Origin of the sequence: Streptosporangium sp. NPDC000239 (genome assembly GCF_040300765.1) — a bacterium.
Lineage (GTDB): Bacteria > Actinomycetota > Actinomycetes > Streptosporangiales > Streptosporangiaceae > Streptosporangium.
On sequence record NZ_JBEPEI010000031.1, the window covers coordinates 39,059 to 51,609 of the forward strand.

At 71.1% G+C, this 12,551-nt stretch carries 8 protein-coding genes; 3 read left to right on the forward strand and 5 right to left on the reverse strand.

Annotated features, from left to right (window positions below; genetic code table 11):
* Positions 1-81 precede the first annotated feature (81 nt).
* The 3 genes from ABT340_RS40440 to ABT340_RS40450 form a co-directional block, all read right to left on the reverse strand.
* The gene (locus tag ABT340_RS40440; RefSeq protein WP_352016240.1) at positions 82-3,555 is read right to left on the reverse strand and encodes an ATP-dependent helicase; all 3,474 of its coding nucleotides are present in this window, start codon (positions 3,553-3,555) and stop codon (positions 82-84) included.
* Positions 3,549-6,695, reverse strand: coding sequence for an ATP-dependent helicase (locus ABT340_RS40445; protein ID WP_352016241.1), 3,147 nt, complete (start codon positions 6,693-6,695; stop codon positions 3,549-3,551). The genes ABT340_RS40440 and ABT340_RS40445 overlap by 7 nt, the downstream gene beginning before the upstream one ends.
* Positions 6,696-7,231: 536 nt before the next feature.
* Complete coding sequence (locus ABT340_RS40450) at positions 7,232-8,050, reverse strand: helix-turn-helix domain-containing protein (protein WP_352016242.1); 819 nt, start codon at positions 8,048-8,050, stop codon at positions 7,232-7,234.
* 475 nt (positions 8,051-8,525) lie between these two features.
* On the opposite strand from ABT340_RS40450, the gene ABT340_RS40455 reads away from it, so the two are divergent.
* On the forward strand, positions 8,526-8,960 hold the full coding sequence (locus tag ABT340_RS40455) for a S26 family signal peptidase (RefSeq protein ID WP_352016243.1): 435 nt from the start codon (positions 8,526-8,528) through the stop codon (positions 8,958-8,960).
* A gap of 89 nt (positions 8,961-9,049) precedes the next feature.
* Here the strand turns inward: ABT340_RS40455 and ABT340_RS40460 are convergent, their stop codons facing one another.
* The gene (locus ABT340_RS40460) at positions 9,050-9,775 is read right to left on the reverse strand and encodes an SDR family NAD(P)-dependent oxidoreductase (protein WP_352016244.1); all 726 of its coding nucleotides are present in this window, start codon (positions 9,773-9,775) and stop codon (positions 9,050-9,052) included.
* 105 nt (positions 9,776-9,880) lie between these two features.
* Between ABT340_RS40460 and ABT340_RS40465 the strand changes: the two genes are divergently transcribed.
* On the forward strand, positions 9,881-10,720 hold the full coding sequence (locus ABT340_RS40465) for a LysR family transcriptional regulator (RefSeq protein ID WP_352016245.1): 840 nt from the start codon (positions 9,881-9,883) through the stop codon (positions 10,718-10,720).
* A gap of 223 nt (positions 10,721-10,943) precedes the next feature.
* Positions 10,944-11,285: a cupin domain-containing protein gene (locus tag ABT340_RS40470; RefSeq protein WP_352016246.1), complete on the forward strand. Its 342-nt coding sequence runs from the start codon at positions 10,944-10,946 to the stop codon at positions 11,283-11,285.
* Positions 11,286-11,411: 126 nt separating this feature from the next.
* Here the strand turns inward: ABT340_RS40470 and ABT340_RS40475 are convergent, their stop codons facing one another.
* Positions 11,412-12,248 carry an NAD(P)H-binding protein gene (locus ABT340_RS40475; RefSeq protein WP_352016247.1) on the reverse strand — a complete coding sequence of 279 codons (837 nt, stop codon included), beginning with the start codon at positions 12,246-12,248 and terminating at the stop codon, positions 11,412-11,414.
* Positions 12,249-12,551: the final 303 nt, after the last annotated feature.

Genomic DNA, 12,551 nt, shown 5'->3' on the forward strand with positions numbered 1-12,551 from the left:
CCCCTCCCGCCCGGACAGCTGGGAGAACACGATCTCCGGCACGGAGGTCGAGGCGTTGGCGTGACCTGACACGTCAGCTGTTCAACCGATCGCGGGGACCGACTCGATGAGGGCGACCAGGCCGCGTTCGTCGAGGAGGTCGGCGGGCCGTACGGTCTCGTTGAGCCGCACGTAGTGGAAGGCCGCGCTCACCCGGCCGAGCGGGACCTCCGCCAGGTGTGCCCAGGCCAGCCGATAGGCCGCCAGCTGTACGGCCGCCGCGACCTCGGCCTTCTTCCCCTTCGGCCGTCTGCCGGTCTTCCAGTCGACGACCTCGTAACCGCCGTCCGGTGTCTCGAAGACCGCGTCCATCCGGCCCCTGACCAGCCGGTCGGCGATCATGGTCTCGAACGGGACCTCGACGTCAAGCGGCTCCCTGTCCGCCCACTCGCTCTCCTCGAACCGCTCGCGCAGCTCGGCCAGCTGGATGTCTGCGGCCTCGTCGGCCTCGCCCGTCTCGTCGGCCGAACCGGGCAGGTCGAGCTCGTCGATCAGCCGCTGCTGACCCCAGCGGGATTCGAGCCAGCTGTGGAAGGAGGTGCCCCTGCGGGCCAGCGGGGCGGGCTTCCTCGGCACGGGACGGCGGATCTGCCGGGCCAGGGCCTTGGGGTCGGAGGCGAGCGTGACCAGCGAGGACACGGTCAGGTGGGTGGGCAGCTCGACCCGGCCGGGACCGCGCCGCCGGTTCAGCTCACGTTCCCTGAGCAACAGCTCGATGTCGCGTTCCCAGGCCCTGGCCCGCTCCCTGTCCCACCCGCGCAACGCCGGGGAAACCCGGTCGGGGACGTCGTCATAGGGTTCGGGGAGAGGCCGGCCCGCCGGGCCGAGGTCCCCGTTGAGATCCTCGTAGGGATCGTCGTAGGGGTCGTCGGGGAAGGGCACCTCGTCGTCCTCGACGACGAACACCTCCTCTACCGGGACGACCTCCGGCTCCTCGGATTCCCCGGACAGCGCCGACAACGCCGCCAGCGCCGCACTGACCATGTCCGCGCCGTCCCGTACGGCCTCGTACCGTGCCCCGGCCGGGGTGACGGGCCACCTGGACTCGGCGGGCTCGGCCAGCAGCGGGTTGGTCTCCCCCTCCTCAAGGGGCGGCGCCCAGACCTCGGCCCGCCCGCACGTGTCGCGGACCTCGACCAGGAAGTCGGACGGGTCAAGGGGCTTCGACCCGCCGCCCCAGCGGTAACCGGAGGCGATCAGCAGGTAGTGGGCACGGGTGACGGCGACGTAGGCCAGACGGCGTTCCTCAAGGAGCTCCCGCTCCCGGCAGCGCTCGTCGAAGTCGCCGATCTCCTCCTTGGACAGACCGCCGAGTCTGGGCAGGTCGGAGGCATCTCCCCGTAGCGGGTACGGCAGTTTGCGCGCGTTCTCCGTCCACCTGGGGCTGACGGTCGGCCTGGCCGGGAAGACCGTGCCGACGGTGAGCGTCCCGCCCTTCGACAACGCCTGGGACATCCCCGGCACGATCACGACCGGCCATTCGAGGCCCTTCGAGGCGTGGACCGTCATCAGCTTGACGCTGTTGCTCTCTCCGACCCGGCCCGCGTCGAGGCCGTTCTCCTCCTCGTCTGCGGCCTTCAGGAACGCCAGGAACGCCCCCAGCGTCGGGTCCTCGGAGTCTCCGGCGAAGCGGGAGGCGGCGTCGAGGAAGGCGTCCAGGTCGGCGCGGGCCGCGAAGACACCGGCGGAGCCCCTGGCCGCGACCTCGATGTCCAGGCCGAGCCTGCGTTCGATCTCGGCGACCAGGTCGGGCAGCGGCTGCCCGGTGTGGGCGCGCAGGACCCGCAGCTCCTGTGCCATGGCCACCAGGCGGACCCGGGCGAGCGGGGAGAACGCCTCCTGCCACTCGGGGCGTTCCGGCAGCTCGTCGAGGGCGTCGACCAGACTGCCCCGCTCCTCGGCCATGTCCGCGACGACCTGGTCGAGGGGGTCGGCGACGCCGCCGGGCCCGTCCTCACGGGTCTCCCGGCTCAGCTCACGCGCCCGGTCGCCCAGTTCCTTCAGGTCGGCGGGACCGATCCGCCAGCGTGGCCCGGACAGCAGCCTGACCAGGGCGTCCCCGGCCGTCGGGTCGTAGATCACCCGCAGCGTCGCCACGATGTCCGCCACCTCGGGCACGGTCAGCAGCCCGCCGAGACCGACCACCTCGACCGGGATGCCCCGCGCCTCAAGGGCCCTGCGCAGCGTGGGGAACTGCGACCGTTTGCGGGCCAGGATCGCCACGTCGTGGGGCTGCAGGCACTGCGGCCCGCCCCAGGCGCTCTGCTTGGCCCGTTTGCGTTCGCCGTCGCCCCAGGGCAGCCCGTCGGGGGCGCTCTCGCCGCCCAGCAGCCCGGAGATCTTCGCCGCGATCCACTCCGCCTCGTCCTCAGCGGTCCCGTGGAAGGCGGTCACGACCCGGCCCCGCTCGATCCGGTTGCCGCCGGGCACCAGCACCGGCACCTCACGGGCTTCGAGCCGCAGCGGGATCTGCACCCTGGCCGCCACGTCGAGTACGGCGTCGCCGTTGCGGAAGCTGACCGAAAGGCGGCAGACCGGGGCGGGCTCCCCCGACGCCGTCCTGAAGTCGCGGGGGAAGCGGGTGAGGTTGCCCGAGGAGGCCCCGCGCCAGCCGTAGATCGACTGGCAGGGGTCGCCGACCGCCGTCACCGGGTGCCCGTTCCCGAACAGCGAGCGCAGCAGGACCAGCTGGGCGTGGCTGGTGTCCTGGTACTCGTCGAGCAGGACGACGGCGAACCTGCCCCGCTCGGCCTCCCCGACCTCGGGGTGCCGTTCGGCGATCCTGGCCGCGAGCGCCATCTGGTCGCCGTGGTCGACGACCTCGCGGCGGCGCTTGAGCCGTTCGTAGGCCTCGACCAGCGGAAGCAGCTGCTCCCTGGCCCGCTGCGTGGCCAGTGGCCTGCGCTGGAGCTGGGTGGGCGTGCCGGGCAGCCTGCCGTACCGCTCGGTCAGCCAGGCGCCGATCTCCCGCACCTCCTGCGGGGTGCGCAGGTGCTCGGCCATCTCCCCGGCGAGGTCGAGCACCGCCCGCGTGACGGTCGCCGGACCCCACTCGATCTGCTCCATCGGGCCGTCGTAGCCGCTGACCACCCGTCCGGCGAGCTGCCACGCGACGGCCGGGCTGATCAGGCGCATGGTGGGTTCGAGCGCCTCCCGCAGGGCGTGCTCGGTGACCAGCCTGGCCGCGTAGGCGTGGTAGGTGGAGATCGTCGGCTCGCCCTGCAACAGTTCGGCGGGCACCTGCTCGGCCGCGACCAGCCCGTTGAGCCGCTCACGCACCCGTACGGCCAGCTCCCCGGCGGCCTTCCTGGTGAAGGTCAGGCCGAGCACCTGCTCGGGGCGGACCAGGCCGTTGGCGACCAGCCACACGACCCGTCCCGCCATGGTCTCGCTCTTGCCGGAACCCGCCCCGGCGACCACGACCATCGGTTCGAGACCTGCCTCGATGACCTCGGCCTGCTCCGGCGTCGGCGGGAGGATGCCCAGCTTGGCCGCGAGCTGAACCGGGCTCAGCACACCTGGTCTCCGTTCTTGCTGACCGGGCAGCTCGCCCGCACGACACAAGTGCGGCAGCCGTCGTTGACCTTCGCCTGGAAGACCGGGCCGGACATCCCGGCCGCCACGGTGTCCACCATGTCACGTGCCCAGCCCGGGTCGGTGTCGTCGGCCAGCGGGATCTGGGCCTGCTCCTTGGCGGCGTTCCTCGTCGCCGCGTCTCCGACCTGCACCAGGGCCGCGCCGCCGGGCTCGGTCATCCCGTGCCGTTCGAACGCGCCGAGCAGCGTGGCGAGCTGGTAGACCCCGAGCTGGGGGTGGCGTTCGAGGTCGGCCTCCTTGGGGCCGTGCTTGCCGGTCTTGATGTCGATGATCACGGCCCTGCCCTCGCCGTCCCGCTCGACCCGGTCGACCCGCCCCTTGATCTGCACGCCCTCGGAGACCGTCGCGACGAACGACTCCTCAAGGGCGACCAGCTCCCGGGGGTTGTCCCGCTGCCAGCGCAGGAACCGGGAGACCATCTCCTCGGCGACGCCGCGCTGCTTGCGGTTGTACCAGGCGCCGCCGAAGTCCAGCTCGTGCCAGACGTCGTCGAGCCGTTTGCCGAGCGTCTCCTCGGTCCCCTCGCCGGTCGCCGCGAGCACCGCCAGGGCGTGGATGACCGTGCCGAGGCCCCTGGCGACGTCGGTGCCGCCCGCGCCGACCGAGGTCTCCAGCAGCCAGCGCAGCCCGCACTTGGTGAAGTTCTCCACCGCGGACGGCGAGACGCGCACGATGTCGTCCGGCCAGCGCAGCGGACGCTCGTCGGAGATCTCCGTCAGGGCGTACCACTCGTTGGGGTGCGCGCCGGGCACCCCGGCGGCGGCGAGCCTGGCCAGGTGCTCGGCGGCGGCCCGGCGCAGCGCCTCGGGCCGTGTCGGGTCGGAGACGGCCGAACGCAGGTCCGCGACCAGCGCGGACATGCTCAGCCAGCGGGAGCGCTCGTCCACGACCGTCTCCCCCGTCTCGCCGGGGGCGAGCTCGGCCAGGAACCTGGAGGGCCGCTCGTCGGCGTCGTCCCCCCCGACGGCGGTGACGACCAGCTTCCTCCTCGCCCTGGTGGCCGCCACGTAGAACAGGCGCCGCTCCTCGGCCAGCATCTGCGAGGCCAGCGCCGCCGAGACGGCCGCGGGGTTCTCGTGCTCGGAACCGGCCGCCTTGGCGACCATCTCGTCGGTGCCCAGCACCGACCCCCGCAGCCGCAGGTCGGGCCAGGCCCCCTCCTGCACCCCGGCGACGACCACGACATCCCATTCGAGACCCTTGGAGCGGTGGGCGGTCATGATGCGCACCGCCTCGCTGTCGGGGGCGCGCTCGGCCAGGGAGTCTCCGGGGATCTCCCGCGCGATGAGGTCCTCGACGAACACCTCGACACCGGCGTGCGGCAACCGGTCCACGAAGCCCGCCGCGTAGTCGAACAGCGCCACGACCGCGTCGAGGTCACGGTCGGCCATCGTGCCCCTGAACCCGCCGGACAGGCTTGTCTCGGTCCACCGTCCGGCCAGCTCGGTGGCGCTCCAGACGCCCCACAGGACGTCCTCGGCGGTGCCGCCGCGCCGTACGACCTCCGCGGCGCCCGCGATGAGCCTGGCGAGCCGTTCGGCGGGGAGCGCGACGTGCGGCTCGATCCTGACCAGCTCCCGCTCGTCCTTCAGCGCGGCCACCAGCAGCTCGCCCGAGGAACGGGGCTCGGCCGCAGGGGCCGGGTCGTCGAGGTCGTGCTCCTCCGGACTGGTCACGGCCTCGTGCTCGGCGACACGCAGGGCCCTGCGCAGCCGCCGTACCCCGATCATGTCGGTGCCGCCGAGCGCGCCGGTCAGCAGTTCCTCCGCCATCGCCTCGTCGAGGATCTCCGGGTCGAGCGCGACCTGGATCAGCCTGATCAGCGGGCGCACCCCCGGCTCCTGGAACAGCGGCAGCTCACCCGCGCCGACCGCGACCGGCACTCCGGCCGCGACCAGCGCCCGGCGCAGCAGCGGCAGCTGACGGGTCGCCGAACGCACCAGCACCGCCATCCGTGACCACGGTACGCCGTCGAGCAGGTGGGCCCTGCGCAGCGTGTCGGCCACCAGCGCCGCCTCCTGCGCCTCGCCGTCGGCCACCACGACGTGGACCTCGCCCGGCTCCACGTCCGGCAGCGGCCTCAGGTCGCGGTGCCCGGCGCCGCCCGGCGGAACCGGCAGGCGGGCCGTCACCCGCCGCGAGGCCTTCAGCAGCTCGGCGCCGCTGCGGCGGCAGACCCGCAACGCGATGACGGGGGCCCTCCCGCCGTCCTTCCTCCTGAAGCGGTCGGGGAACTCCATGATCCCGCGCACGTCCGCGCCCCGGAACCCGTAGATCGACTGGTCGGGGTCACCCACCACGACCAGGTCACGCCCCTCCCCCGCGAGCTGCCCGAGCAGGAACTCCTGGGAGGGGTCGGCGTCCTGGTACTCGTCGACGAAGACGACGTCGTAGGCGGAACGTTCGCGCTGCCGTACCTCGGGGTCGGTCAGCAGCGCCCCCGCGGCCCGGATCAGGTCGGCGTAGTCGAGCACCGGCTCCAGGTCGAGGTCGAACCGCGCCTGGTAACGGCCCGCGAACCGGCCCGCGGCCACCCAGTCGGTACGGCCGTGCGCCCGGCCGAGCGCGACCACGTCCTCACCGTCCAGGCCGCGTTCGGCGGCACGGGCCATGAAGTCGCGCAGTTCCTGGGCGAACCCCCTGGTCCTGAGCGCCTCCCGCATGTCCTGCGGCCACAGCGGGGCACCGTCCTCAAGCTCGCCGTGGAGCAGGCGGCGGATCTCAAGCAGCTGCTCGGGCGCGGTCAGCACCCGGGGCGCGACGTTCCCGGCGAGTACGGCCTCGCGGCGCAGCAGCGCGTAGGCGTAGCTGTGGAAGGTGAGCGCCAGCGGCGTCCTGGTCGTACGGCGCACGCGCGCCGTGATGCGCTCGCGCAGTTCCTCGGCGGCCTTGCGGCTGTAGGTGAGGACGAGCACCCGTTCCGGGTCCGTCCCCCTGCGTTCGATCCGGTCGACGACGCTCTCCACGATCGTGGTCGTCTTGCCGGTCCCCGGCCCGGCCAGGACCAGCAGCGGGCCGCTCTCATGCGTGACAGCCGCCCGCTGGTGCTCGTCGAGCACGGGGGCAACAGCCCTCCCGGCACCCACACGACGCACCAACCGCCAGCCCTGACCACTCACAACTCGTCATTCCACCAGATCCCGGACGATGATCGTGCCGACTCCGCCCCTCCGGCCCCTCTTGTAGGACGCCGAAGCGGACCGGGTCACGAGGAGTTCGACCTGGCCATCACCCCCGGCGGACGCCAGACCTCCTGGCCTGTGCCCCCCGGTCCTGCTCCTTCATCCCGGCCTCACGCCGGTGACCGGCCTTCTCCCACAGGGCACCGACCGGGACGGTCGGCGTCCGACCTCGGAAGGAGCCGGTCCCACCGAGAGGGCATGGGGTGGTCGCTCTCCGAGCGGCTCGCCGTACGGCCTTTTTGCATGGGTCCGCCGACATGTGGTCGGCGTTATCGATCAGGCGTCCGGTTCCAGGGTTGTGACAGTCAGGAAGTGCCGGGTGTGGAAGACGCCGCCACCAGTGGATCGCGAGTCTCGATGTCCACACCCACCGCGGCTCACCCTGTCCTGCCCGACGCGTTCGACGATCGCTGCTACCCGCTCAGCGCCTCGCGCAAGACGGAGGGGGCTTCACCGAGGTGCTTGCGGACGGTTCGGGTCAGGTGGGCGTGGTCGGCGAAGCCATAGCGGGCGGCGAGATCCGCGAGGCAGTCGCCACCGGCGGTCAGATCGTTGAGGACGGCGCGGACGCGTAGGTCGTTCCGGTAGCCGGTGATGGTGCGGCCGGTGACGGTATGGAAGATCTTGCTCAGGTGCTTGGGGGACGCGCCGACCATTCGGGCGAGATCTTCGAGGTTCGTCGTGAGATAACCGGCGTTGAGGGCTTCCTGGACGGCCAACGCCAGCCGACGATGCACCACGCGTGTGGCCATCGAAGTGCCGGTGGAGGCTTTCCACGCCGGCCGGGACGGGGTCAGCGCGTCGAAGAGCAGGTAGAGCCGTTCCTCGGCTTCGAGGCGGTCGGTTCCCCGCAGAAGGGCTCTTAGCAGCTTCCGATGGCGAAGGTCGGCTTGCGCGCTGACATGGAGGGTCCAGTCGTGACGCAACGGGCCGCTGAAGCGATCGGCGAAGCTGCCCGGCTCGAAGAGGATCGCCGTGTACACCCAGTCCCGGCCCAGGGGCTCGGCGAACCTCTCCTCTGTGCCGGCGACATTGACGTATCCGGTGACGGGGTCGAGATAGGACGCCATGCCTTCGGCGTCGCGGACGAAGCCGCTGGCCTGGAAGAGGACGACTGCGTCCGTCTCGTCGGGCGAAAACCCTGACCACTCCGTGGGAGGACCGCCGTCGCCACGGGCGCGCTCGATTCTGATGCCGATGTCGGGCGCGTGCATCAAGTTGTCCCTGGACATGGCCGAAGCATTACACGTCATCGGGTAGGAGTAAACACCCATGTCAATGAATACCATTCGAAACAGTCAATGCATGGAGCCATTTCCACATCCGGCGATTCCCTCCACGACGAAAAGACCTTCTATCGCAGATATCAAGAAAAGCCCTCGGCATTCGCCCCCGCAAATCAACCATGCTTTTCGGACCCGATGACCGTCCCGGCGGGCTCCGAGAAGCCGCGTACCGATGTTCAAGCGCGAGCGGGTTCGAGCGGAAAAGATGGTGGCACAGGGGCTCCAGCCGGGCGGCCCGAGCAGAAGGAAGGCCACGACATGGCGGTACACGTAGCCCTGGTCGTCTTCTGTGCGTCCACAGTCCCGAACGAGGCCGTCCATCCCATGAGCGGCCCGCACGCGCCGGGCGCGGTTTCGGCGACCGCCCCGGCGGGCGCGGCCACGCCGGCCTTTTCAGGCCCCGGATGTCACCGATCCAGGAATGGAGAGTGAGGCATTCGCGCCCCGCCCTCGATCAACGGATCCTCACAACGGAAGGGAAGAACATGTTCAGCCTCATCAAGTCGACGAACCCGACCCCGGGTCGAATGGTCGCGCCTCCGGTGACCGCGGTTGCGGCCAACTGCTGGTCGTAGGCGGAGCCTGGTCGGACCGGCTCAGACAGCAGTGCAAGCGCGATCCGGAAGCAGCCACGAGACCCGGCTCCTGCGCGAACCGGCATCTCGCCCGTCCAAACCGTGAACGGTCGTGTTCCGCGCCTTTACCGGCGCTGCCGACCTCCACTTCCGAACGGACCGTACCCGATGGTCAGCTCGTCCTCCTGGGCGACGACCCGGACGGCGGCTTCGGCTCCCGCCACTTCGGGTTCGTCTCCGCGGAGCCGGTCATGGGAACCGTCGTGCGGTTCGAGGGCTGACCGGCGACGACGTTATCGGCTGGCCTCTCCTGTGGCGCGCGACGCGCGGCTGACGTCGAGAACGGGCATGGTTCGTGCTGGTGTGGCTGTTACCAGGGCACCGTTCCGGCGTCGTCGAAGAATCCGCCGGTCGGGCCGTTGTCGGGCAGGGTCGCGAGGCGAATCGCGATGGCCGCGCCCTGTTGTGGTGTGCGGACGCCCTGGAAGCCGGTGAGGTCGGTGGCGGTCAGGCCGGGGCAGGCGGAGTTGATCAGGATGTTGGTTTCGCTCAGCTCCTTGACGTACTGGATGGTGAGGGCGTTGAGGAAGGTCTTGGACGCCAGGTAGGCGGTGGGCACCGGGCCCATGTCGATACCGGGGGTGGTGTGCAGGGTGAGCGAGCCGACGCTGCTGGACATGTTGACGATCCGCGGTGACGCCGAGTCGCGCAGCATCGGCAGCATCGCGTTGGTGACCCGGATGACCCCGATCACGTTGGTCTCCACGACGGCTCGCACCGTCGCGGGATCGACCGTGGTGGGTGTCTGCGGCACGCCGCCGGTGATCGCGGCGTTGTTGACCAGGACATCAAGCCCTCCGGCATGGTCGGCGATCAGCTCGGCCGCCGCGACCGCACTTGCGTCGTCGGTCACGTCGAGCGGCACACCGAACGCGTCGACCCCGGCCGCGCGCAGCTTCCCGACCGCCGTGTCTCGGCATCGCCGATCCCTCGCGCCCACACCGATTCGCCAGCCAAGCGCGCCCAGGCCGGCGGCGATCTCGTATCCGATTCCCTTGTTCGCGCCGGTCACCAGCGCGATCGTCCGTTCGCTCATACCGCCGATCATGTTGCGGGCTCGGGTGGGGCGTCCAAGACCGGTCAGGTGGACGGCGATACCGCACGGGTATCGATCGTGGTCGGCGCTGGATACGATGAGCGGGTGGAGACGCGGGAGTTGCGATACTTCGTCGCCGTCGCCGAGGAGTTGCACTTCGGGCGGGCGGCACAACGGCTCGCGATGGCGCAACCACCACTGTCACGGGCGATCCAGCAGCTGGAACGACGGCTCGGAGTCGTCCTGCTGCACCGCACCCCTCGCGCCATCTCCTTGACCGAGGCCGGGTCGGTGCTGCTGCGGGAGGCCCGGACCGCGCTCGACGCGGTCGAAGCCGCCGAGCGGCGAACCCGCCGTGCCACGGGCGACCAGCCGGGTGTGGTGCTGGCCGCCAAGGCCGGAGCGTCCAGGGAACTGTTGTCGAAGCTTCTGGACGCCTACGCCGCCGAACCGGGCTCCGCGGCGGTCGAGGTGATGCTGTGCGGGCCGGGCGAGCCGGAAGGTCTGCTGCGCACCGGGCGTGCCGACGTCGCTCTGCTCCACCGGCCTTACGACACGACGGCCGGATTCGACACCGAGGATCTGCACGCCGAACAGCAGATCGTGGTCCTGCCCAAGGGTCATCCCCTCGCCGACCGGGCGTATCTGTCGTTGGCCGAGGTCAACGCCCAGACGGACCTGCCCCTGCCGCGCTGGCCTGAACGGGATGGCAGCCATCCGGACGGCCCCGGCCCGCAGGTGCGCGACCATACCCAGCTGTTCCAACTGATCGCGCTCGGACTGGCCTGCGCCGTCGTACCCGAGTCGCTCCGAGACCGGCTACGCGACGACCACGCCATCGTGCCGGTGCCGGACGCGCCGACCGTCACGACCGTCATCGCCTGGCCGCCGCACAGCAGATCCAAAGCCGTCGCCGACCTCGTCCGCACCGCGACACGCCTCTAGCCGACGTCCGCCGCACGATCCGGGGTTCTCCCGCCGGTCACAGCGACATCGCCTTCCGGTCGGCGACCGGCGGCAAGAACCGCTCATGCCGGATCGACGACGTTCAGCCGTGACCGCCGACGACGACAAGGCACCTGCCCGAAGACCGCCCGTGAGCATCGTGGGATGGAGCCCTTTTGGGCACTTTTCTCACCTGGGAACGGCCCTCGGTAGGGTCGTCGGCATGCGAATCATCAAGGGTGCGGGTGAGTGGGCGCAGCCGGCCGGTGGGTCCGCCAACGACTGGGTCGAGCAGCTCAAGGTGCCTGATCTGTCCGTCGGGACGTACTGCATCCCGGCGGGCGGGGTCGACACCCAGAGCCCGCACACCGAGGACGAGATCTACGTGGTGACCTCGGGCCGGGCCAGGATCGTGACGCCGGACGGCGAGGCGGAGGTCGGCCCCGGCGCCGTGATCTTCGTCCCGGCGGGCGAGGAACACCGCTTCGTCGACATCACCGAGGACCTGGCCCTACTGGTCGTCTTCGGCCCGGCCTACGGCTCACGCGCGGTTCCCCAGTCCTGACGACCGGCTCGCGCGAGGTGGCCGATCGGTTGTGCGAGCGTGCGGGCTTCCGGCGACGGGATTCGACGGCCGGGTGCCGGACGGCCCTCAGGAGTGATTCCGAAGGTCCGCCCGGCCGCGGGAGGGTTACTCGACGAATTCGGCGATGTGGTCCCGGATCCAGGTGGTGAACGGGCGGGCCGGGTGGCCGGTGACCCGTTCGACGGTGTCGCTGAGCGGAGTCGGGCGGCCGTCGTTGGCGTGCCAGTAGTCGAGCAGGGCGTCGGCGTAGGACGCGGGGATGTAGGCCGCCACTTCCCGCCTCCATTCCTCGGAGGTGACGTGGTTGACGGTGATCGGGCGGCCGACGGCCTCGGAGAGCCGGTCGATCTGCTCGCTGAAGGTGAGGGTCCGCGGGCCGGTCAGGTGGAGGTTTCCGCCCTGGTGGTGGGGGTCGGTGAGCACGGTGAAGGCCACCTCGGCGATGTCCCGTTCGTGGATGGGGTCGGTGTAGGAGCCCGGGTAGGGCAGGTTCACCGGCTGCCCCGCCTTGATCGCCCACGCCCAGGCGCTCGCGTTGCCCGCGAAGGAGCCGGGGCGCAGGAGCGTGGTGGTCAGCGGCGAGTTCAGCAGGGCGGTCTCGACGTCGAGATGGGAGGCGGCCAGCGGGTTGTCGGCCGCGCCGGGGTCGAGGACGCTGGCTGAGGACAGCAGCGCCACGTGCTTGACGCCCGCCGTGGTGGCGGCGCCGACGAACTCGTCGATGTGTGACGCCTCGGCGTACAGGAAGACCGCGCTGACACCGTGGAGGGCGGCAGGGAAGGTGGCCGGGTCGCCGAGGTCGCAGGTGACGGTCGCGACGCCGTCGGGGACGCGGAGCTCGCCGGGAACGCGGGAGGCGACGCGTACGGGGTGGCCTGCCTGGTGCAGCAGGGCGGTCAGCTGGGTGGCGACCGCGCCGCGGCCTCCGGTGACGAGAATCATGAAAGTGTTCCTTCGGATGGTGTGGTCAGGGTTCGGGCCGGTGGAGAGACACCGGCCCAGCGTCAGAAGGGCCTGCGAGGCTCGGTGGCGGCGGGCCCCGCGCCGGAGCGGACATGGACCGAGGCACGGATCGAGACGGCGCCGTCGAAGAACGGGGTCGTCCTCAGACCCGCCGGCGATCGTCGGGGAGCCGGACTCCTTCAGGATGGTGAAGGAGGGCCACGAGCAGGAGGACCGCGCGTACGCGCGAGGGGAAGGTTGCGGGCATGGCTGAGCACGCTCTCCACTGAGAGATCCAGACAG